Annotated in this window: 22 protein-coding genes and 1 pseudogene; 10 read left to right on the top strand and 13 right to left on the bottom strand. The window is 37.3% G+C overall.

The window, feature by feature from the left end:
- Positions 1-6: 6 nt before the first annotated feature.
- Both R5R67_RS06130 and R5R67_RS06125 read left to right on the top strand, forming a co-directional pair.
- Entirely contained in the window at positions 7-420 is a 414-nt protein-coding gene (locus R5R67_RS06130; RefSeq protein WP_000312749.1) for an HIT family protein, read from the top strand.
- 254 nt (positions 421-674) lie between these two features.
- A complete protein-coding gene (locus R5R67_RS06125) occupies positions 675-1781 on the top strand; it encodes a porin (RefSeq protein ID WP_000734917.1) in 1107 nt (368 codons plus the stop codon).
- A gap of 109 nt (positions 1782-1890) precedes the next feature.
- Here the strand turns inward: R5R67_RS06125 and R5R67_RS06120 are convergent.
- Both R5R67_RS06120 and R5R67_RS06115 read right to left on the bottom strand, forming a co-directional pair.
- Positions 1891-2481, bottom strand: a pseudogene (locus R5R67_RS06120) (YidB family protein).
- A gap of 99 nt (positions 2482-2580) precedes the next feature.
- Entirely contained in the window at positions 2581-3042 is a 462-nt protein-coding gene (locus R5R67_RS06115) for a DUF6231 family protein (RefSeq protein WP_000840537.1), read from the bottom strand.
- 39 nt (positions 3043-3081) lie between these two features.
- Here R5R67_RS06115 and R5R67_RS06110 point away from each other — a divergent pair, with 39 nt between their 5' ends.
- A complete protein-coding gene (locus R5R67_RS06110; RefSeq protein WP_000422831.1) occupies positions 3082-3951 on the top strand; it encodes a DUF2797 domain-containing protein in 870 nt (289 codons plus the stop codon).
- 49 nt (positions 3952-4000) lie between these two features.
- Here the strand turns inward: R5R67_RS06110 and R5R67_RS06105 are convergent, their stop codons facing one another.
- From R5R67_RS06105 to R5R67_RS06090, 4 genes are read right to left on the bottom strand one after another with little or no spacing between them, the layout of a single operon-like run.
- Entirely contained in the window at positions 4001-5119 is a 1119-nt protein-coding gene (locus R5R67_RS06105; protein WP_000267846.1) for an ABC transporter permease, read from the bottom strand.
- 4 nt (positions 5120-5123) lie between these two features.
- Complete coding sequence (locus R5R67_RS06100; protein ID WP_000006396.1) at positions 5124-6248, bottom strand: ABC transporter permease; 1125 nt, start codon at positions 6246-6248, stop codon at positions 5124-5126.
- A gap of 10 nt (positions 6249-6258) precedes the next feature.
- Positions 6259-8016 carry an ATP-binding cassette domain-containing protein gene (locus R5R67_RS06095; protein WP_000567299.1) on the bottom strand — a complete coding sequence of 586 codons (1758 nt, stop codon included), beginning with the start codon at positions 8014-8016 and terminating at the stop codon, positions 6259-6261.
- Complete coding sequence (locus tag R5R67_RS06090) at positions 8009-9031, bottom strand: HlyD family efflux transporter periplasmic adaptor subunit (protein ID WP_001036892.1); 1023 nt, start codon at positions 9029-9031, stop codon at positions 8009-8011. The genes R5R67_RS06095 and R5R67_RS06090 overlap by 8 nt, the downstream gene beginning before the upstream one ends.
- Before the next feature lie 118 nt (positions 9032-9149).
- Here R5R67_RS06090 and R5R67_RS06085 point away from each other — a divergent pair, with 118 nt between their 5' ends.
- Positions 9150-9797 carry a CerR family C-terminal domain-containing protein gene (locus R5R67_RS06085; protein ID WP_000091623.1) on the top strand — a complete coding sequence of 216 codons (648 nt, stop codon included), beginning with the start codon at positions 9150-9152 and terminating at the stop codon, positions 9795-9797.
- Here the strand turns inward: R5R67_RS06085 and lpxB are convergent.
- Positions 9794-10969: a lipid-A-disaccharide synthase gene (gene lpxB / locus R5R67_RS06080; RefSeq protein WP_318754784.1), complete on the bottom strand. Its 1176-nt coding sequence runs from the start codon at positions 10967-10969 to the stop codon at positions 9794-9796. The two genes, R5R67_RS06085 and lpxB, sit on opposite strands and share 4 nt — an antisense overlap.
- A gap of 221 nt (positions 10970-11190) precedes the next feature.
- Here lpxB and R5R67_RS06075 point away from each other — a divergent pair, with 221 nt between their 5' ends.
- From R5R67_RS06075 to R5R67_RS06050, 6 genes are all read left to right on the top strand, one after another.
- A complete protein-coding gene (locus R5R67_RS06075; RefSeq protein ID WP_001025126.1) occupies positions 11191-13290 on the top strand; it encodes a TonB-dependent siderophore receptor in 2100 nt (699 codons plus the stop codon).
- Positions 13291-13352: 62 nt separating this feature from the next.
- Complete coding sequence (locus tag R5R67_RS06070) at positions 13353-13652, top strand: hypothetical protein (RefSeq protein WP_000047700.1); 300 nt, start codon at positions 13353-13355, stop codon at positions 13650-13652.
- Positions 13645-15201 carry a PepSY-associated TM helix domain-containing protein gene (locus tag R5R67_RS06065; RefSeq protein ID WP_000548748.1) on the top strand — a complete coding sequence of 519 codons (1557 nt, stop codon included), beginning with the start codon at positions 13645-13647 and terminating at the stop codon, positions 15199-15201. The genes R5R67_RS06070 and R5R67_RS06065 overlap by 8 nt, the downstream gene beginning before the upstream one ends.
- Positions 15198-15500, top strand: coding sequence for a hypothetical protein (locus R5R67_RS06060; RefSeq protein WP_000971114.1), 303 nt, complete (start codon positions 15198-15200; stop codon positions 15498-15500). The genes R5R67_RS06065 and R5R67_RS06060 overlap by 4 nt, the downstream gene beginning before the upstream one ends.
- Before the next feature lie 132 nt (positions 15501-15632).
- Positions 15633-16520 carry a sulfite exporter TauE/SafE family protein gene (locus R5R67_RS06055; protein ID WP_000011876.1) on the top strand — a complete coding sequence of 296 codons (888 nt, stop codon included), beginning with the start codon at positions 15633-15635 and terminating at the stop codon, positions 16518-16520.
- Between the two features lie 96 nt (positions 16521-16616).
- Positions 16617-17726, top strand: a complete 1110-nt coding sequence (locus tag R5R67_RS06050) for a 3-deoxy-7-phosphoheptulonate synthase (RefSeq protein ID WP_000572397.1) — start codon at positions 16617-16619, stop codon at positions 17724-17726.
- A 76-nt stretch (positions 17727-17802) separates the two neighbouring features.
- On the opposite strand, the gene R5R67_RS06045 is transcribed toward R5R67_RS06050, so the two are convergent.
- From R5R67_RS06045 to R5R67_RS06020, 6 genes are all read right to left on the bottom strand, one after another.
- Positions 17803-18546 (bottom strand): adenosylcobinamide-GDP ribazoletransferase, encoded by a 744-nt coding sequence (locus R5R67_RS06045; protein ID WP_000187513.1) that lies wholly within the window; start codon positions 18544-18546, stop codon positions 17803-17805.
- Between the two features lie 106 nt (positions 18547-18652).
- Positions 18653-20221 (bottom strand): histidine-type phosphatase, encoded by a 1569-nt coding sequence (locus R5R67_RS06040; protein WP_001023045.1) that lies wholly within the window; start codon positions 20219-20221, stop codon positions 18653-18655.
- A gap of 124 nt (positions 20222-20345) precedes the next feature.
- Positions 20346-20945: a histidine phosphatase family protein gene (locus tag R5R67_RS06035; protein ID WP_001051579.1), complete on the bottom strand. Its 600-nt coding sequence runs from the start codon at positions 20943-20945 to the stop codon at positions 20346-20348.
- Positions 20938-21993, bottom strand: coding sequence for a nicotinate-nucleotide--dimethylbenzimidazole phosphoribosyltransferase (gene cobT / locus R5R67_RS06030; protein ID WP_001104732.1), 1056 nt, complete (start codon positions 21991-21993; stop codon positions 20938-20940). The genes R5R67_RS06035 and cobT overlap by 8 nt, the downstream gene beginning before the upstream one ends.
- A 2-nt stretch (positions 21994-21995) precedes the next feature.
- Complete coding sequence (cobU, locus tag R5R67_RS06025) at positions 21996-22514, bottom strand: bifunctional adenosylcobinamide kinase/adenosylcobinamide-phosphate guanylyltransferase (RefSeq protein ID WP_000939710.1); 519 nt, start codon at positions 22512-22514, stop codon at positions 21996-21998.
- The gene (locus tag R5R67_RS06020) at positions 22502-23128 is read right to left on the bottom strand and encodes a 2'-5' RNA ligase family protein (protein WP_009518679.1); all 627 of its coding nucleotides are present in this window, start codon (positions 23126-23128) and stop codon (positions 22502-22504) included. Before R5R67_RS06020 ends, cobU begins: the two co-directional genes overlap by 13 nt.
- Between the last annotated feature and the right edge of the window lie 16 nt (positions 23129-23144).

Raw genomic sequence — 23144 nt, 5'->3', positions numbered from 1 at the left:
TAATACATGGCATATGATGATCAAAATATCTTCGCAAAAATTTTACGTGGTGAACTTCCAGCGATAAAACTCTATGAAGATGATCAAGTTCTAGCTTTTATGGATATTATGCCCCAAGCCGATGGTCATGCATTAGTTATTCCAAAAACTCCTGCAGTAACTTTACTTGATTTACCTCCTGAAGCGGCAGCTTATACCATCCAGATCGTGCAAAAAATTGCTAAGGCAATGGAAACTGCATTAAATTTGGATGGAATTGTGCTCATGCAGTTATCAGGAGCAGCTGCCGGACAAACTGTCCCTCATGTTCATTTTCACCTAATTCCGACAAATGTTCACCAACTTGGCAAACATGCGGCGCAATTAGGAGACCAAGATAAAATCAAAGCTTTGGCTGAGAAAATTAAAGCAGCACTTTGATTTTAAGAGATAAAAGCGGAGTTTAAACTCCGCTTTTTTTATTTAAAAAGTGTAATAAAATCAAAAGAAAATAAAGTATTTCCAATTTTTAATTGTCATAAAACTGTCATTTCTTCTTCACTCCATTGTCACAAAGTTTACAGATACTTCTTAGCAAGTTGGTGAGCTTCTGTAACTTTTTGTACATAAGCCAACTAAAAAATAAAAGTTAGCTAGGCATACGCCATTTAAAAATACCTTTTGGAGAAATCTCAATGAAGAAATTGCTTCTCGCTGCCGCAGTTGCAACTTTGAGCGTAAACGCGGTGCAAGCAGCGCCAACTTTGTACGGCAAACTAAACGTTTCCATTAACCAAGTTGACAACAAAAATTTCGATGGTAAAAGTGACGTTACCGAAGTTAACTCAAACTCTTCTCGTATTGGGGTAAAAGGCGAAGAGAAGTTGACTGATAAGCTATCTGCTGTTTATTTAGCTGAATGGGCAATTTCTACTGATGGTTCTGGTTCAGATACTGACCTTAGCGCCCGTAACCGTTTTATCGGTTTAAAAACTGAAGGCGTCGGTACGTTAAAAGTAGGTAAATATGACTCTTACTTCAAAACCTCTGCTGGTAGCAACCAAGACATCTTTAACGATGACACACGTTTAGATATTACAAATATTATGTACGGTGAAAACCGTTTAGATAACGTGGTTGGTTTTGAATTAGACCCTAAATTATTAGCTGGTTTAACATTCAATATCATGGCTCAAACTGGTGAAAGCACTTCTGATAGCAAAAAAGGCGAAACTGGTAAAGACAGCAAAAATGATAGCTTCGATTCAGTTTCAACTTCTCTAGGTTATGAAAATAAAGACTTAGGTTTAGCAATCGCTGCTGCAGGTGACTTCGGTATCAAAGGTAAATATGCTGCTTACGGTTTGAAAGATGTTTATACAGACGCTTACCGTGTAACTGGTTCTTATGACATTGCTAAATCTGGCTTTGTAGTAGGTGCTTTATGGCAACATGCTGAACCTACTGATGACTTGACTGCATATGGTCAAACATATAAATCAGATGGCTCAATCGATAAAGCTGGTAAAGCTTACCGTGGTTTAGAAGAAGAAGCATACGCGGTAACTGCTGCTTATAAAATTCCTAACACTAAACTTAAAGTAAAAGCAGAATATGCTTCTGCTGAAACACAAGTAAGTGGTCAGGCAGATCGTAAAATTGACTTGTATGGTTTAGGTCTTGATTATCAAATCAATAAACAAGCTCGCTTCTACGGTATCGTTGCTCAACAAAAACGTGACTGGTTGAACGACGACGACAAACAAACTGTTGTAGGTACTGGTATTGAATATAACTTCTAATCAGTTATGTTCGATTCAGATCTAAAATAAAAGGGCTTATGCCCTTTTATTTTGTTATGCCAACAAAAAAAGCCGATACAAAAATATCGGCTTTTAAAAAATTTATATTTTATTTTAAGAAACCACTTACAAGATTCATCACATTTTGAATATCTTGGTTAGCTTCTTGATGATCTGTACTCTCACCTTGAGGTGTTAAAGAATCAATGACCTGAGGTAAGACAGAAGCGATTGCACCATAAACTTGTTCTTTAGGTGCTTGAGCTTGCTGAGCAACTTGTTCAATGTCTGCTGGATTAAACAGACTTTGTAATTGCTGGGTCGGAACTTCACTATTACTTTGGTTTGGATCAACCCAACTTTGAACTTGGCTACCTAAGCCAGCGCCTTTTAACTTCTCAAGAGCAGCTTGTAAACCACCTTGTTGCTGAACCCAACCTAAGATTAAAGGTACCACTGCAATTAATAAACTTTGTACACCGCCACCAGCTTGAGGTGTGTTGTTATTACCAGTGACTTGTCCTAATACAGAACCCAATACTCCACCAAGACCACCTTGGGCACCAGATGAAGTATTACCACCCATTTGTCCTAATACAGAACCTAAAATTCCACCTAAACCACCTTGACCTGACGCTTACTGATTCCCACCTAAAGCTTGCTTAGCCAAAACTTCTACAATGTTGCTTAAATTTGTCATGAGTAACTCTTATGTATGGTTTATACATGAGCATACGCGTTTTTTTGTTAAGACAGCAAAAATCAAATTGTTAAATTTTGAAAGAGATTGCAAGGTCTTTTACCAACGGAATTTATTCCAATTTTCTGGATTTGCCCAAAATTTTGAATTAAACCAGTCTGGGACATGCTTATAGGTCAAAATATTAAATTGCCATAAAGCAAAATCACTATCATGTGAAGTCTTATCAATAAGTTGGGTAAAACCTAAAGAACGCAGAAGCTGTTCATCACTGCGTTTGCTTACAACAACAATTCGTTTTGCTAATAAATCTCTTAGCTTTACTAATAATTGTGATTTTTGCACATCGCTGATGTCCTGCATTTCGTCAGTATCAAACAATACAAAACCCAAATCATAACGCTGAGTAAAAGGCAGACTTAATAGCTCAGTTACGGTAAAATAGTGCCATTGAATTGCGTTATTCTGGTCAATTTTCTGGCCAATACAAAGTGCAGTATGAATAGGCTGTTCGTTTGATAAATCGTCTAGCATAGAAGTGATGACATTTTGTTCAGCCATAACTGCAACCCTTAATTGAAAGATGTGAGTTTAAACTTTATGGAACTACAAGGCATTTGCCATAAAATGCATGCAGGCCTAAAAGATGCTAGTGTAACTGATCAACAGACAACCAAGGCAAATGTTGAATACAAATTTGTATTAGACCGTTCAGAAATTGATCTTCCTTTTAATTTAGGACAAGAACTAGAAATCGAATGGACAGGTAATATTTATTGCACTTCTTGTGGTGCTAAAACACCAAAGTCTTATTCTCAAGGCCACTGCTTTAAATGCTTTAAAACGAAAGCGGAATGTGACCTTTGCATTATGAAACCTGAAACATGCCACCACCATTTGGGTACATGTCGTGAAGATGATTTTGCCCACAGCGTATGTTTCCAGCCTCATATTGTCTACTTAGCAAATTCAAGTGCTTTAAAAGTAGGTATTACTCGCGTTAGCCATATGCCTGGTCGTTGGTTAGATCAAGGGGCAACTCAGGCCTTACCTATTTTAAAAGTTGGTTCACGTCGTTTATCTGGTCAGCTTGAAACCATGTTTGGTTCCTTAATTGCGGATAAGACAGATTGGCGTAAACTTCTCAAAGGCGAAGCTGAGCCTCTAAATCTGATTGAACAACGTGATCAGTTAATTGAAGAATTCGCTCCTAAAATTCAAACTATTCGTGAAGAATTTAGCCAAAATCTTGAATTTAACGAAACGGTTGAATTACTAGAAAATGAATTGCCACGTGAGTTTGTTTATCCAGTTGAACAATATCCTGAAAAAATTAAGTCTTTAAACTTAGATAAAACACCAAAAATTCGTGGTGTATTGCAAGGTATTAAAGGCCAATATTTAATTTTTGATATTGGTGTTATTAATATCCGTAAATATACAGGTTACGAGCTGATTGTACGTGCATAAGTCGCTTTAAAAAAAGCCCCATAAAAATGGGGCTTTTTAATTAATATAACTAAGATAATCTATTTCTAAACAACCAAGCTGCTAAAGGTAAAGTTACTATCCCCAGCACAATCATTGGTAAAAAGTTCAATTTGACTTGTGCAAAGCTTGCACCTTCCAAATAAACCCGCTGTACCAAGTTAATTCCAAATCTTAATGGATTTGCATAAGTTGCTACTTGTAATGCTTTTGGCATGTTTTCTACAGGTGTCAGTAAGCCTGAAAGTAACATCAAAGGCATAATCAATAAAAATGTAAAAAGCATAGCTTGTTGCATATTTAAAGATAAAGCTGAAATTGATAAGCCCACACCAACTACAGCCACGTTAAAGCTGAATAATCCAAAATAAAGCAGTCCAATAGAGCCATTCATTGGAATTTTAAACCAGAACAAAATAATCAATAAAATAATGGTCGATTGCATCAAACCTACAAAAATCGGCGGCAAAGCCTTACCAATCATAATTTGTAATGGCGTATAGGGCGTCACTAATAATTGATCAAACGTACCCTGCTCACGTTCACGCGCAACTGATAAAGCAGATAAAAGTAATGTCTGCATCATACTTAATGCTGCAATTAATGCAGGCATTAAGCTCCAACGAGACTCCTGATTTGGGTTGTACCATGTTCTTGTTTCAAGGCTAATCGGTAAAGCTGAATTAAACTTTTGCTGATTGAACTGACCAATAATTTTATTTAGATATGATCCTGCAACCATAGCTGTAGATGAATTTCTACCATCAACAATGACCTGTATAGGAACGCTTTGGTTATTGTTTAATTTACTCTCGAAATCATTAGGGATCGCAATTATGAGCAATGCCTGACGGTTATCAATGACCTGTTTGATTTGTTCGGTATATTCCAGTGTTGCAACACGCTTAAAAATACCAGAGCCATCGAGCTTCGAGATCAGCTCATGTGAAATCTGTCCGTTGCTCTGATCTAAAATTGCATAATCTACATGGTTAACGTCATAAGTAGCCGCATAGCCAAATAAAAGTGCTTGCATCAGAGCGGGTACAAATAGAATAGCCCTATTTGCAGGATCACTAAAAATGGTTAAGAATTCTTTTTTGACTAAAAAACTTAATTGTTTCAGCCACGTGATTAATTGCTGCCACATAACTTTATCTCAACCGTTTTTTCAGTGAAAAGTTCACAGCACATATCAAAACAACGATATATCCCAATAAAATACCGCACTCTTTAAACCATAGCTTCCAATCATCCCCACCCATAAATAAAGTTTTAATTAAAACCATAAAATGCGTCGCTGGAAGTAACTGGCTAATAATTTGCACAACCAAAGGCAAGTTGCGTGTATCAAAAACAAATCCGGAAAGCATCAGCGCTGGCATAAAACTTGCCAACAAAGCAATTTGACTCGCCTGAAACTGACTTTGGGCAAAGCCAGATATAGTTAAACCAAGTAATAATGAAACGATTAAATATAGAAATGAAGCAGATAAAATTGAGAATAATGAACCGCGCATAGGTACTTCAAAAATAAAATGTGCAGCAACAATACAAATAACGATATCAATCATGCCGACAACAACGTACGGAATGAGTTTTGCCAACACAATTTCAAATGGCCGTACTGGTGTGACAAATAAGGCTTCTAATGTTCCCCGTTCCTTTTCACGGGCAATAAGCAGACCCGTTAAAAATGCGCCAATTAAAGTTAAAATGAGTACCATTAAACCCGGTACTAAAAACCAAGTACTGTTACCAGATTCGTTAAACCATATTCTTTGTTCAATTTTAACGGCGCTTGCAGATGCTAATATTGGGCTACGATCAATTTGTATTGATGGCGCGGTAGCCAAAGCACCCGCGACATACCCCTCTAAAGCAGTTGCTATGGTAGTCGATCTACCATTTAATAGCAATTGAACCTTTGCGTTACCTTGTTGGGCCTGACTTGCAAAATCGGAAGGCAAATGCAAAATCGCATCAATTTTGCCATTTCGAATGGCCTGTTCTGCTTCAGGCAAATTATGAAATTCTAGACTGGTTAAATATCGTGATCCATTTAAGCCAGCTAAGACCTGATTGACCTGCGGCGAGGACTGATCAACTACAACACCAACTCGTGCTTGGTTCAAGTCAAAAGAAAGTCCATAACCAAACAGTAAAATTAAGATAACAGGCAAAACTAGGCCAATTCCGAGACTGCTTTTGTCACGAAGAAGCTGTTTAGTTTCTTTCCGAACTAAGGCTTTCAAGCGACTCCAAAATGCAAAGCTCATTGTAGGTCTCCTAACCCGCATGCCTTAATGCACGTGCTTGTTCCACAATTGCAATAAAAGCCTCATTCATATCAACAATATGTTTATCTTTACTTGCCAATTCGCGGACCTGTTGAGAAGAACCTAGGGCTAGTAACTTTCCTGCATCTTGTATGGCAATGCGGTCACAATATTCTGCTTCCTCCATAAAATGGGTGGTAATAATGATGGTAATGCCTTGATTTGCGAGTTTACCAATGCTGTACCAAAATGAACGCCGTGCAAGCGGGTCTATTCCACTCGTAGGTTCGTCTAAAAATAAAATTTCTGGTTCATGTAATAATGCAGCCGCCATAGATAAGCGCTGTTTATAACCACCAGGTAAATCACCACTTTTAATTTGCGGCTTTAAATCATATTGCTGTAAAGCTTTATCAATTTGTTGATTTAGTTTTTTGCCCGATAAACCATAGGCTCCACCAAAAAACTTTAAGTTTTCCAACACCGTTAAATTGCTATACAGTGCAAATTTTTGAGAGACGTAGCCTACTTTAGCTCTTGCTTCAGCACGGGCCGTCCGTAAATTTTTACCTGCAACTTCTAGGTAACCGCTACTTGCCGGTAGTAATCCACATAACATGCGAAATGTCGTGGTTTTACCAGCTCCATTTGGCCCCAGTAACCCAAAGATCTCTCCACGCTGTACAGTAAATGACGTATTGGCAACAGCAGTAAAATTTCCAAAAGTTCTGACCAAATCTTTAACTACAATGACCGCTTGGTCTGATTGCGAATTATTGTTTTGTTCTGATCGAAAAGCCTGCTGAGAAATAGAGATTTGTTGTTTTTGATTTTGCTGTAACAACATCATAAAAGCATCTTCGAGTTCAGGTGGTCGCCTATTTGCCACTAGTCCCAGAGGTAAAATATCTGTTGATAGTTCTTTTTGGCGACTAATAAAGTTTACTTGCTCTCCTCTTGGCACTGCATCAATAATCTCTCCAGAATTTCCAAGTAACTGGGCTTGTACAATCCGAGTCTTAATCTGCTCTGAAGGTTTTATTTTCCATGTTTGCTCATGTACTAACGCTTTTAATTGCTCAGGTGAACCTTGTCTTAAAATTTTGCCTTCGTGCATGATATACACGTAAGCGCACTTTTCTGCTTCATCCATATAAGCGGTACTTATAATTACACTTAAATTTTCTTCCTGAACAAGTTGTTCAATAATGATCCATAAATCCCGTCGTGATAAAGGGTCTACTCCAACACTAGGTTCATCGAGCAACAGTAACTCTGGGGAACGAACTAGAGTACATGCCAATCCTAGCTTTTGCTTCATTCCACCAGAAAGTTGTCCTGCTAGACGTTGAGTAAACTGAGTAAGATCCGTTATCTCCAATAAACGTTTAAATCTTTGGTTACGTACATTTTTTGGAACGCCGTGTAAGTCGGCATATAAATTTAGATTCTCTTGTACACTTAAGTCTTCATAGAGTCCAAAACGTTGTGGCATATAACTAATACGGTCTTGGACAACTTGAGGATGTTTTTCAATATCAAACCCAAGCACATGAAGAGAACCTGAACTCGCTTTATATAATCCTGCAATTAACCTTAATAAAGTTGTTTTACCCGCACCATCTGGACCGACTAAAGCGGTAAGTTCTCCTTTTTTGATTTGCATATTCAAATCAACAATTGCACTAATATCTGCTGAATTTTTATTTTCGGCTTTAAAAGTCATGAATAAATTAAGGGCTTGAACCACTGCTTTACTATCAATCATGGGCTTTCTCACTTAAAGCAAGTGGGACTTTTACTGTCACGGGTTGACCCATTTTTAATTGATCATTCGGATCATTTACATACACCCGAACTTCGTAAACAAGTGTTGTTCTAATCTCTTCTGTCTGTACTGTTTTAGGTGTGAACTCAGCCACTGAAGATATATAGCCAATTTTTCCATTCATAGGCTGATTCGGATAAGTATCACGAATGACTTGAGCCGTGCCTCCCATTTTAATTGAACTTAAATCTTGTTCATTTACATACACACGAATCCATTTTGGATTGGTCAAGGCTAATGTATAAACGGCCTTTTGAGCAGTTGTCATGTCGCCAACTTCTTGCAACCGAGCTCGTACCACTGCATTTACAGGAGACCTTAGTTCTGCTTGAGTAAGGTTATAGTTAATTAAATCTAAATTAGCCTTAGTCACTTCATATTGTGCTCTGGTTGCTTCACGATCTTCTTTTCGTGCACCTTTAATTAATAATTCTAAATTGGCTTGTCTTTCACGGACCGCTGCCTCAGCACTATGTTGATTACTTTTGGCATAGTCGAGTTCTTGTTGGCTAATTGCTCGACCATCGGTACTACTTACCAAAATTTGTAAGCGTTGCAAGTTTTTATTGGTTTTATCAAGCTCAGCTTGGGCAGACGCAAGTTGAGCTTTTGCTTGGGTGATTTCTTCAGGGCGAGCTCCAATCTCTTGTTTAATAATTGCCTCTTGTTGAGCTTTAAGTTGTGCTTGAGCTTGCTTTGCCTGAATTTGTAATGCATTAGTATTAAGAGTCGCCAGTACTTGACCTGCTTGAACTTTATCGCCCTCTTGAACTAAAAGTTTCTGAATACGGCCAGACTGTTCAAATGCAAGTGAAACTTGGCGGATATCCACATTTCCATATAAAGTTAATACATTATTATCTAATTGTTTTTTATGATTATATCCCCATACCCAAAAGCCGATGGCAACTACAGCTATAACCACTAAAATGCCGGCAATCACTTTTTTATTCATCTTTTTGGCCTTCTTATTAAATTCAAATTTACATAGTTTAAATTCAATTTAAATTTAAATTACCTTAATCTTTGAATAAAAGATATACTTTTATGATGAAATAAAATTAGGTTTAAATATGTCCAGATCTAGACGAAGTGATGGTGATTTGACAAAGACTAAAATTATTGAGGCAGCAGGACCCTTAATCGCCCAATATGGTTTTGCAAAAACAGCAAACAAAACAATTGCCAAAGTAGCAAATGTCGATTTAGCAGCAATTAATTATCACTTTGATGGCCGAGATGGGCTATACCAAGCAGTGTTAATGGAAGCTCATGCCCATTATCTAGATGAACAATACTTACTAGAACTTGTTGAAAGTACTTACTCTCCCGAAGAAAAATTGAGTTTATTACTTGAAACTTTATTACATAAGTTGACGGAAAAAGATGTTTGGCATGGCAAAGTTTTTATTCGCGAACTGTTTTCACCGTCTGAGCATTTATTAAGTTTTATTGAATTAACTGGAATGAGAAAATTTTTTCTTATTCGAAAGTTGATTAGTCAAGTGGCGAACTTAGATGAAAATGATCCGGCCGTTTTACCTTGTATTTTAAGCGTGATGACGCCTTGCATGATGCTTATTATTGCCGGACCTAATGCTCAAGCACCTGAGCCACTTAAAAATATTGCTCAGATGCCATTACATGATTTAGTTGAACACTTTAAAAAATTTTCATTAGCTGGATTAAAAGCAATTAGCCAATCAAATCTTAAAAATTAGCTATTCAAACATTGCAAAATGGCTTGAACCGGATCTTCTGTATTTCCAGAAATAAGCTGTTTATGCATAGTTAAATGTTGCATTACTTGAATTTGAGCGGTTTCAACATTCATTAGTTTTTCTATTTCAGCCGCTAAATTTTCAGGTGTTGCATCTGCCTGAATCAGCTCTTCAATTACTTTTTTACCCGCGATGATATTTGGCAAAGAGTAATAAGGTATTTTCACCAAGAATTTAGCAATTAAATAAGTTAGCCAATGCAGTTTATAGAAAGTAACCATTGGTCTATGCATGAGCATGGCTTCTAATGTCGCCGTTCCAGACGCTAAAGCAATAATGTCACTCGCGTTCATGACCATACGACCAATTTTCGATTCACTATCCGTATTTTCTAAAATATGAATTTTTGCTTTTAACTGCGGTGCTAATTGTTCAACCCCCTGCTCAATCTGCTGTTTGCGCGCATCATTAATTGCCGGAATTAAAAACTGAATATCTGGATATTTTGTATACAAAATATTGGCTGCCCCCAATAGCATAGGAAGAAGTCTTTCTACTTCACCTTTGCGGCTACCAGGCAACAAAGCAATATGCTTTTGATTTTCATCAACACCCAATTCTTGTTTAGCAATTTGAATAGGGTTCTCAAGCGGTAATTGTTTAGCTAATGGATGGCCTACAAATGCCGCTGGAACTTCATATTGTTCATAAAAAACTTTTTCAAAAGGAAATAAGCAAAGTACTAAATCTATACTTTGTTTGATGCCATGTACTCGCCCTTGGCGCCATGCCCAAACTGATGGACTCACATATTGAACTGTTTTTATTGGAAGATTCTTTTCTTTGATACTTTTCGAAAGTCTGAGGTTAAAGTCTGGTGCATCAATACCAATAAAAATATCAACTGGATGCTGAGTCCATTGATTAATTAAGCCTTCACGTACGGCGAATAGTTTTTTTAAGTCTTTTAATACCTCAACAATGCCCATCACAGACAGAGTTTCCATTGGGTAATAACTGTTAAAACCTTCCGCAATCATTTGAGGGCCACCGATTCCCTCAAACTCAGCATCGTTTCCCTGCTCGCGAAAACTACGCATAAGTTTTACGCCGAGCGTATCTCCAGAAACTTCTCCAACTACAATGCCTATTTTAAGTTTTCGGTTTGCCAAGGCGATTTACCCAAGAATTTGAAATAACGCATTCTAGCATAGAGACTTATTAATCTTGAACTTACCTAATCAATCCCAGCTAAACCTAGCCCTAGCACATCACTATCTAAAATTACATTCATACACTATCTTTTAATCTAAATTAACAATGTTATTTGAATTGTAGCTTACATTTACAAACAATAAAATAAATGAGAATTATTTACATTATCTTTAATCTTATGAATATCCCACCTCGACCATTTAAGTTGTCTGTAATCGCCTGCGCGATTTGTTATGCCAACCTCACCTATGCCCAAGATGCACAGGTACAAGCTTTGCAAACGATTCAAGTCAAAGCATCAAATGCAGAGCAGTCTTCTGAACAGACCAAGGCATATAATGTTAAAAACTCAAGTAGTGCAACCAAGCTTAATATTGAGGCTAAGGAAACACCCCAAACCATTAATGTCGTTACTCGTCAGCAAATTGAAGATTTTGGCCTTACCAGTACTCGTGATGTTTTAAGTAATACACCAGGTGTGACAGTAACTGGATTAGAAACAAACCGAACAACTTATACTGCTCGTGGTTTTGATATTTCAAATATTTTGGTTGACGGAATCGGTATCCCTCAAGTTGATAGCTATAATTATAATAATAGTGATGCAGATAGCTATTTCTATGATCGCATTGAAATTGTAAAAGGTGCTGATGCTCTAACAAATGCTCTAGGTGATCCTGGGGCTACAATTAACTATATCCGTAAACGCCCTACTAAAGAATTTCAAGCAAATGCTGGGGTGAGCTATGGTTCATGGGATACGCAGCGCTATGAAGCTGATATCTCAGGTTCTCTTACACAAGATGGGCGAGTACGAGGACGTCTCGTAGGTTATGAGAAAGTCGGAGATTCTTATCTTGACCGCTATTCAGAAGAAAAAAACGGATTTCAAGGAATTTTAGAAGCTGACGTTACAGACACTACAAATATTTCAGCAGGATATTCAAAAACTCGTCAATACGCTAATGGTTCGCAATGGGGTGCACTACCCTTAGTTAACTCAAAAGGAGAACCATTAAATTATTCACGCAACTATAATTATGCACCATCATGGACATACTACGATTGGGAAATTGATAATTATTTTGCCAATATTGAACAAAATTTATGGGGAGACTGGAAGCTAAGGTTAGGTTATAACCTTAAAAAATCAGAGGTTAAAGATAAAATGCTTTATCTCAATGGTTCTCCTTCTGCTACAGACAATACATCTGGTATTTCACTATTACCAGAAATTTATAATCAAAAATTTAAAGAAACTACAGCAAATGCAGATATTCAAGGTACGTTTAATTTATTAGGGCAGCAACACGAAGCAAATATTGGTTATAACTGGTCAAAGTATAATGCACAAAGTGTTTATTCGTATGGTAGTAGTTTAGGCGTTATTACTACAGACTTACCAAGCTGGACACCTGAAGAACCGACTTGGGGAGACTTTACCTATGCTGACCCAGAAGAAAGAATAATGAAGTCTGTTTACGGTGCCACACGTCTTCATTTAGGTGAGGATCTGAAATTTATCTTAGGTGCTAACTATACTGAAATCGAAACTTTGGATTATAAAAAGAATAAAGTTTCCCCGTATGCGGGTATTACATATAACTTTACTCCTGAATACACAGGTTATATGAGTTATACCTCTATTTTTAGGCCACAAACGGTTATCGATCTTTCTACTAAACAAACCGCTGTACCAGTAGAGGGTGAAAGTTATGAAGTAGGTGTAAAAAGCTCTTGGTTAGATGGTGCTTTAACTGGAAATATCGCTATCTTTAGAACAGACGAAGATAACTTTGCACTAAACCCATTATGGGATCCGCTCTATAATAAATACTCGTCACCAATAGGAACGATTAGATCGCAAGGGGTTGAAGTTGGATTAACTGGAAAATTAACTGATAACTTAGATTTAGTTTTTGGTTTCTCAACATTTAGTCTAAAAAATATGGAATCAGGTGAAAGAGGTAGACCAAATATCCCAACTCAAACACTTAACGTTTTAGCTTCTTATACTGTTCCCCAAATTCCAAAATTGAAAGTTGGTGCAAGCATTAAATGGCAAGATGATATACATGACACCTCTTATTCAACTGTAAAACAAGATGCTTACGCATTGCTTAATGTTATGGCCAGCTATGATTTAAACGAACATGTAATGTTCCAAGTGAATGGCAATAATCTAACAAATGAAAAGTATTTGACAGGTTTATCTGGTGGTCAGGGTTACTATGGTGCCCCAGCCAACTATACAGTTGCTGTAAAGTTTAAATATTAATAGCGTAGCCAATCCCAATTTTGGGGTTGGCTTTCTTTTTATTTTTTTATGTGTCAGTAAATATGTCCAAAACTTTAAATCTTCCCATGTTATATCGCATAAAAGTTTTCTATCGATTCTTAGTTGTTTTCGGTATGGGTTATGCCTGTATGGTGTACTTAAGTCTTGGACTAACTGAAATTTTCCATTTGAACTTAGACAAACCAGAAGCTATCTATTTGGCGGCCTTTATTTCTATTTTGTTTTATGTATTTTTCGTGATTGTTGGTTTCTGCATCCAATCATTATTGCGACTGACCATTTTATCAATCGCATTATTTGCCCTTTTCTTTATTGTGACACGGACGGTAGGTTATGCATAAAGGTATACGTCAATCTATGGCATGGCTCCACTCGTGGACTGGTTTAATTTTTGGATGGCTCGTATTTGCTATTTTTTTAATGGGAAGTTTGTCTTATTACCGCCATGAAATTAATTTGTGGATGCAACCACCCCTTGCACAATTTGAAATAAAACAAGATGTGGCAATTAAAACAGCATATCAATACTTACAAAAACATGCTTCAGATGCTAAATCTTGGTATTTAACTGTTGCTACACCTGAAAGTCCGGTAAATACGATGTATTGGGAAAAACCAGATGGTAGTTATGGGAATGCAACCCTCGATGCAAACACTGGTCAAGAATTAAAACTTTCTGCGACTGAAGGAGGTGACTTTTTCTACCGTTTCCATTATCAACTTTTTGGTGTCCCGATATTAATTGGGCGGTTGGTCGTATCTTTAGCAGCTTTTATTATGTTGATTGCCTTAATCTCAGGCATTATTACTCATAAAAAAATCTTCACCGATTTTTTTACCTTGCGTACCTTTAAATCGCAGCGCTCATGGTTAGATTTTCATAATATTTCATCTGTTATTGCACTGCCCTTCTTTTTAACAGTTACTTTTACTGGCTTGGCTATTTTCTTCTATTTATATTTACCTTGGGGAATGCAAAAACTCTATCCAGAGAATCCATATCAATATTTCAATGATATTCGTACAAAAACGGTCACAGAAAGTACAACACCGCATCCTGCACAGAATTTACCAGTTGAAAAGCTATTAGCTCAACTTAAACAGCGTTGGGGAAATCAAACTTTAGCAATTATGAGTGTTAAAAATCCAAATACGAATCAGGCTCAAATTACGTTTATTCAGCAAGAAGACCATTCTATTACCCGTAATCAAGCACAAATCACATTAGATGCTACAAATGCTAAAGTCTTGGGTGATACACGTAATCATAGTCCTATTGCCACACTTTATGCGGGAGTATATGGCCTCCATATGGCAACTTTTGCTCAGCCTCTACTTCGCTTAGGATTGTTTTTCTCTGGCATTTTAGGGTGTGTAATGATTGCCTCTGGCTTGTTGCTTTGGAGTCTTAAACGCCAACTTCAAAGTAAAAATAGTCAGTTTCATTTCGGGTACTATTTAGTTGACCGTTTAAATGTTGCTACCTTTGTAGGTTTGCCTTGTGCAACTCTTGCTTATTTGTATGCGAATCGATTGTTTACTGTCACGGCCACCACTGTTAATTATGAAATTTATAGTTTCTTCTTCGTGTGGCTCATGAGCTTTATTATTGCGCTCATCACTAAAAAACAATATTTATGGCAAACTCAGTTAGGTATTTTTATTCTGCTTAGTATTGCACTCCCTATCTTGAATATAAGTTATTTACTGAAAAATAATTATATTCAAAACTTTAGTAGTTATTGGGATTTTGCATGTATAGATATATTTTTCTGGTTATTTGCAGCTCTAGCCTTTTTTATATTTCTTAAAATTAAGCCTATTCAAAATAAAGCTTCAGATAAAATTCAAAAAAAGCTGAGTAAGTTAAATATTGAGGTGAATTCATGATGTTCTTTGTGTTTATCCTGACTTTACTAGGCATGTATTTACTATTCATATCGACTGAAAAATATCGCTCACCGAAATCAACTGGTCATTTCAAACCTTTAGCTCAAAAATATTATTCATTGTTGAGGATATTGGCCTTTTTACTATTTGCGTTGAGCGGGTTTATTCTCATCAAAAAATATGGTTTTTCAATTGGTTTTGTCAGCTGGTGGATCTTTGCAACACCCTTAACCTTTTTGCTGATACTTTGGCTTAATCCGCTCAAGCCATCAAAAACTTCCTCTAAGTCATCAATTTGAATAAAATTTCCTCAAGCTAAGCATGATTTTGATTGCTTAGCTTTTTTTTGCATAAGTAAATCATTATTCATGACAACTGTTTATCTCTAAAAGGAATAAGATATCTGCGTTTCGTGATAAGTGGCGATAAAGATGTCTGGTGCTTTTGAATTTATCTTGGCAGGTATGTTAGTTGGCTTCTGTGTAGGTATTACAGGAGTTGGTGGTGGATCATTAATGACACCAATTTTAATTGGTCTTTTTAGGATTGAACCGCATATCGCAATTGGTACTGATCTACTTTACGCCGCGATCTCTAAGTTCTGTGGATCGATGGTTCACGCAAAAAAACTTAATATCGTGTGGCCGATTGTTTTATGGCTAGCCGTCGGCAGTATTCCTGCATCTTTTGGTACTGCGTGGGTACTTGAGCATTATTTAAGTCAGTCAACTCATTATAAAGCTGTATTAACCATGGTATTAGGCTTTATGTTGACCTTAACTGGTGTTTCCATCATTTTCCGTACTCGTATTGAAAAGTTCTTTAATAAATTCCGAAATAAAGAGAATACTCAAACTGAAAATGAGCAATTAGCTGTTCAAAATAAGCGCACCTATATTGTGATTATGGGTATTATTTTGGGTGTATTCGTAACACTATCATCAGTCGGCGCTGGTGCCTTTGGAATTATGGCACTTGTAATCATGTTCCCTAACTTACCAATGATTCGTATTATTGGTTCCGATGTCGTACACGCTGTACTCTTAACCCTAGTCGCAGGTCTTGGGCATATGAGTGCCGGTAATGTCGACTTTGTGCTGCTTATGTGGTTATTAGTAGGTTCAATTCCGGCAATTATTATTGGCACATTAATTAGCTCACGTATGCCGGAACGTTTAATTCGTAAAATTTTGGGTATTACACTATTTGCTCTTGGTGTTAACTTTATGGTCCACCCAGTCAAAGCCAAACCAAAAGCAGCTGTGGTACAACAACAAGCAGTAGTTGCTGAAAAAACAGGCAACTCGACCGAAAGATAGTAAAATCAATGGGATTTTTCCAAACTGAATTGCCATGAGATGTAGTATTTTCATAATTATTTCATGGTATATTCAGTACACAAAACAACCTTTAGTATGATCGAACCAGTGACAGCAATGACTACACATTCAAATTCCGTTTCCAAGCCAGATATCGACGACGTTAACATTAAAAGCATCCAAACTCTTGTAACACCAGCTGAGCTTAAATCAGAACTTCCGTTATCTGATGTTGCTTCACAAACTGTTCTAAAAGGCCGCGAAACTATTCGTAATATTTTAGATGGTTCAGATAAACGTTTATTTGTCGTTATTGGTCCTTGCTCTATTCATGATCCAAAAGCTGCTCACGAATATGCTGATCGCCTAAAAGCGCTAAGCGAAAAGGTTAAAGATACTTTATATCTGGTTATGCGTGTTTATTTTGAAAAACCACGTACCACAATTGGCTGGAAAGGCTTAATTAATGATCCGGATATGAATGACTCATTTAACATCGAAAAAGGTTTACGTATTGGCCGTAAACTTTTGCTTGAGTTAAATGAAAAAGGTTTACCTTGTGCAACTGAAGCACTTGACCCTAACTCTCCACAGTACTATCAAGACTTAATTTCTTGGTCTGCGATTGGTGCACGTACAACCGAAAGCCAAACTCACCGCGAAATGTCTTCTGGTCTATCATCACCAGTAGGTTTTAAAAATGGTACAGACGGCGGTTTAACTGTTGCAACCAATGCCATGCAGTCTGTTAAATATGGCCATAGTTTCTTAGGCTTAAATGAAGATGGTCAGGTTTCAATCATTAATACAAAAGGTAACCCTTATGCACACGTGGTATTACGTGGCGGTAATGGTAAACCAAACTACGATGCTGGCTCTGTTGCAGAAGCAGAAAACGCTTTAGCGAAAGCAAAAGTGAGCAACAAAATTATGATTGATGCAAGCCACGCTAACTCGAATAAAGACCCTTACTTACAGCCGCTTGTTCTTAAAAACATTACTGAACAGATTTTAGACGGCAATAAGTCAATTGTAGGTATTATGGTTGAAAGCCATCTAAAAGGCGGCCGCCAAGATATTCCTGACAATCTTTGTGACCTTGAATATGGTAAATCAGTAACTGATGGTTGTATTGACTGGGAAACTACTGAAAAGACATTGCTTGAAATGCATGAAGCTTTAAAAGAAGTTTTACCAAACCGCTAATTCATCTTTTTGAGATTGAAAATTAAGCCCTCATTTTTTGAGGGCTTTTTTTATTTTATTGAGGTGGAATTTAACATCAAACTAAATAAAAATAACTTACGACAAAAGTAAACATCAGTACAGTTTCTCCTATTTCAATCGCTGCACCGACGGTATCCCCTGTAATACCGCCAATCCTTTTTATAAACACATGTCTTAAATAAACAAGACTGATTAAAAAACTAATGATGGCAATAAGCCCTTGCCACTCCCAATACAAAGGTAACAACAGAACGAACCCAGTTATTATCCATGAAGCAGTTTTGGGTAAATGGTCTGTCAAAGAACGGCCTAAGCCTCTTTCGCGGACATATGGTGTAGTTAAAAACAAAATAGATGGCACCACACGCCCAAGGATAGGAATGCATATTAAAAATAAAGATTGATGCTGTTCAATCAACACATAAACTAGTGCAAATTTGAGCAAACATATGATAACTAAGCTGAGGACTCCAATTGGACCACAACTTGGATCCTTCATGATTTGTAAAGTATGTAGTTTATCTCCAAAACCACCTACCCACGCATCGGCAGTATCTGCTAGCCCATCTAAATGCAATCCACCCGTTAGCCAGATCCATAAAGCGAGTACGATTGCCGCAAGTAAAAGAGCGGGTAATTTAACAAAAATACAGGTAACAAGAAAAAGTATGCCCCCAATAATCAGACCGACTAGAGGATAAAACAGAATAGCTCGACTATTTTGTTGCGCCGTTGGTATTGTTTTTAGCTCAATAGGCAGAACAGTTAAAAATTGCAATGCTATCCAAAAAGGTGTCATATCCAAGTCTCTAACTGGTCTATATTTAAAAACAAATTGAATTATGAAGAAATAAAAATGGGAATAGCAATCCCTATTCCCATTAAAGACTTCAAAAACTGAAAATCTATTGCATTTGATAGCACTGTTTCAATTTCATGTAGTCATAGTAAAAACTGGTTGGTGTATAACGTGCATAATTACATGTAGGTTTAAATAAAGTTTCTTTTTCGTTATAAAGCATTTTTACCAAAGTATTGCCTTGGCTATTTTGGTAAATATCCCACTGTACATTTGCCGCCATAGGTGAAACTACTTCACCACGCCATGCACTTGTCGAGTAATTATAAGTCTGGCGTAGTGGTAACGGCTGCATCATATTATGCAAATCTAGGCTGGTTGCTAAAGGAATAATAATTTCAGCATGGGCAAAACGTAAAACTGCTTTATAAGGCTGGGCTTTATTCACCACAGCATCAACTTGTTGGAACAGATCCTGTTTAAGTCCTTGGGCGATTTCACTGGTGACTTGATTTGATTCTGTAAAGCTTGGACCTTTTTCGTAGAAATCATTGGCATCATTAAATTCAGCATAAAATTTTGCGGCTTCCAAAGGCATATATTTATCAAAATCAATACCTTTTAACTCATCTTTCATACCACCAGAAATTGAATAGAGTTCATAAATATAAGCCGCTGCATCAACTGCGCTGGCAATTGTATTTTTCCCCTTACCTTTTTCTGTAATTTGCTCACCTTTCGGCGAAGTTACTGTAAATGATCCGGTATTGCTAAAGCTATAACCAGTGGTACCGAGCTTTTTAATGAAGTCAGCTTTAAAAATTGGGCTGAGTACCAGTTGGGCAGTTTTTTCAGCCTGAGTATTTTTTGTTAACTCATCTAACTTTTGAGCTAAATCTTTATTATTTTCTTCAAAATCTTGATAAGCCTGGCTTGCATCATAAATTTTTTGTTGGCTATCACTCAGTGGTTGAGCTAAGTCTTCGTCTGCATTCAAACTATGAAAATAAAGTTTAAAACGATCAACGCCACCATCTTCAACACTTGGCACGCTTTCACTCGATAAATTGGTATAAGACAATGGAACAATTTTATCTTTCAGTTGGGGTTGTTTTTTAATGAGTTCAGCAGTGAAAAATTTAGCACTATCTACCGCACGGTCTACTCCAGAACTTTGTACCAATATAGACGCCTGCGCATTTAAAAGAGTTGGTAAGCGCTGTAATAATCGATCAGCAATACCGCGGTGTTCTAAAATACCAGTCATGGTTTCATTTCCATAACCGTACTGACGGATCCCTTCAACACCATAACCTAACAAAATATTCGCTTTCATCATTGCTTCTAAATCAGCACCTAATTGCTCACCTAGTGCCGTTAAGGCATTTTCAGCTTTCGCCTGTTTCCATAAATTATAAAGTGCTAAATCATATTTCAGACTTGATAAACCTCTCGAACCGTGACGTGCCACTAACTCTGTAAAAACTGGCTGGAACCCAGTCGGCGCTTGTTCATAGCTTTTTAAGTTTTGTTGAGGTTGGTAAGGCGTTTTCGTTTGATAATATTTTGATGGGTTTGTAGATGGTGCAGTTTGAGCTTCTTGATCATCATTGTTATTACAAGCCGCGAGTAATAATGATGCTGCAAGCACAGTTGTTTTAAATAAAATATTCATAAGCCAGATGTATGGTTAATAAGAAATGCCAATAGCTTAGATACTAGCAATGACAGTTCTATTACACAGGCTAAAATAACATTTTAAAAATAATAACTTACAAGTGTATAAAAATATAAAACTACTATCTTAACTTAAAAGTTACTTGACCATCTGTTTCAGAAAATTCGAGTGAATATAATTTTCCAAGCTCTGCTGGCATTTTAAGTAAGTCATCTAGAGGCTGTTGTCTGGCTAAACAAGCCAATAGCTTAATCACACCGCCATGAGTAACAACTAAAGCATGCTGTAAGTTTTGCTTTTGCATATACCCCAGCAAATCCTGAAAACCTTTAAGAACCCTTGTTTGAAACTGGTTTAATGTTTCTGCGCGAGGTGGACAATATTGACTTGGTTTTTGCCAAAAGTTTGCCAGTAATTCGGGTGAATTTTCATAAATTTGCTGAGTTGAGACGCCTTCCCATTCACCAAAATACATTTCTTTTAAGTCATGATTTACAAGTAAAGGGAGTTCTGCTGTTTTGGCCAGTTGCTCGGCAAAACAAGCACAACGTTTTAATGAAGAACTTACAATGACATCCCATGTCTGGTTTGTGACTTGCTCAATAGTTGACTGCATTTGCTGCCAACCTTTTGCCGTTAACTCATCATCTAAATGGCCACGTAAAGTATGGCTATACTGGCTTTCGCCATGTCTAAGCAAATCAATCCTAAATTTAGCCAATTTTATTTCCGCTTACAGCCGCTTGAGTGAAGGTAGCCATTTGGTTATGTAAAGCGCAAGCCATTTTAACCAATGCCAAAGCAGCGCCAGCACCACTACCTTCACCTAAACGCAAATTCATTTTTAAAATTGGGTCAGCATTGAGTTCTTGTAAAATACGGCGGTGTCCATATTCAGCCGATTGATGACCAAAAAGCATCCAGTCACGCACTTGAAGATTCATCCGCACAGCACATAAAGCGGCTACAGAACTAATAAAACCGTCTACAATCACAGGTAAACCCACCTGCGCACAGCGAATGTAAGCACCGACAATTGCCGCAATTTCCAAACCACCTACAGCACATAGTGTTTTGAAGACATCACCAATGACATGTTTATGATGAAGTTCAATTGCTTTTTCAATTACTTCAATTTTATGTCTTAACTGATCAGCACCAATTCCTGTACCTACTCCAGTCAATTGCTCGGCAGTATCATTTAATAAAAGGCATGCTAAAGCAGAGGCAGAACAGGTATTTCCAATCCCCATTTCACCCGCAATATAAATATCTGCTCCATTCGCTTTAGCAGTATCTACACTTTTTTTCCCTAACTCTAAGGCAGCACGACACTCGTCAGCATTCATTGCAGCTTGTTTAGCAAAATTTGCTGTGCCGGCACGAATACACTGACGTTCAACACCTGCATATTCGTATGCTTCGCCTGCTGTACCGCAGTCAATCACTTGCAAATGAGCTTGATGATATTTAGCAATGACACTAATTGCCGCACCGCCAGTTGTGAAGTTTTGCAACATTTGACGAGTAACAGCTTGAGGATATGCAGAGATATTTTCTTCAACTACGCCATGATCACCAGCAAAAATTGCGATCCATGGGTGGCTAACTTGTGGGTGAGCATTTGACTGTAAACTGGCAAGTGTGATTGCAATTTGCTCTAGATCGCCTAAGGCACCTGTAGGTTTGGTAAGTTGGAGTTGATGTTGCTCAGCTTGTTGTTTTGTATCTAAATTAGGTTGCTGCACAGATTGTAACCACCAGTTCATTTTTATTTCTCACCTTTTAAAATCATTGGAAAACCAGCCACACAAAACACAACCTTATTTGCAATTTGCCCTAGAGCTTGATGTAGTCTGCCTGCTTCATCGACAAAACGGCGGCTAATTTCACCAAGTGGCACAACGCCTAACCCCGTTTCATTACTTACTAAAATAATTTCTGACTCGAGTGTGGGTAAAACTTTTAACAGCTGCTCACACTCAAATTGTTGAATGTTTTGATCTTCTAAAAGTAACAAATTGGTTAGCCAAAGTGTTAAACAATCCACCAGAATAATTTGGTTAGGTCGATCAATTTCTTGCAGAGTTTTTGCTAAAAATAATGGTTCTTCAACCAAAGACCAGTGAGCAGGACGCTGATTTTGATGATGGACGATTCGGCTTTGCATTTCTGGATCAAGCGCTTGCGCCGTAGCCACATAAGTGACAGCTAATTGCATAGATATGGCCGTTTGTTCAGCCAATCGGCTTTTGCCAGAACGGGCACCACCTAAAATCAATTGCAACATGAATCACCTAAAAACAAATGCTGATACGGATACAGCTGACCTTGTAAAATTTGAGCTTGATAATAGCCAAAGCTTAAATGCTCAACTTTAAGATCAAATTCAGCCTGTGTGTATTGTACAGGTAATTGAGAAATTTTTTGTAAAATCAAATTACTACTATAGTCTTTCTTATACAAACCCAATGTAATGTGCGGGCAATAATCTAAAGCGGCAATTTCATTAGAAACTGTGCCTAATTTTTGCCGTATGTGAGATAAGATCTTTTCGGTGTCTTGGACTTCTACAAATAAAGCACTACTAAAACTATCAACTGATCCAATTTTTAATTGAAATGGTGCAATATCTTCTTTTCTTAAAATTTCCCTTTGCTGCACAAAGTCACTAAAACAAAAGTCATCACCATGAACTTTATTTTCATGGGTCAAGAATCCACATATAAACAGCGTGACATGATATTGACGGTGATTAGGTTCTACTAGAAATTCTGAAAAATACGCACGCAATTGATCTAGATAATGAACTAATTTCTGATCATTAATTTCTAGATACCACAATGTGTAATTTTGACGCCCAAGGTGCCATTCGGGATAATCCCGTATAGGTGTTGGCACCATGAGTGTGGAGGGTTTT

Origin of the sequence: Acinetobacter sp. OYA S30, assembly GCF_033599315.1 — a bacterium.
GTDB classification, from domain to species: Bacteria; Pseudomonadota; Gammaproteobacteria; order Pseudomonadales; family Moraxellaceae; genus Acinetobacter; species Acinetobacter baumannii.
The sequence above is the reverse complement of the archived record's forward strand: the minus strand, read 5'-3'. Positions and strand labels throughout refer to the sequence as shown.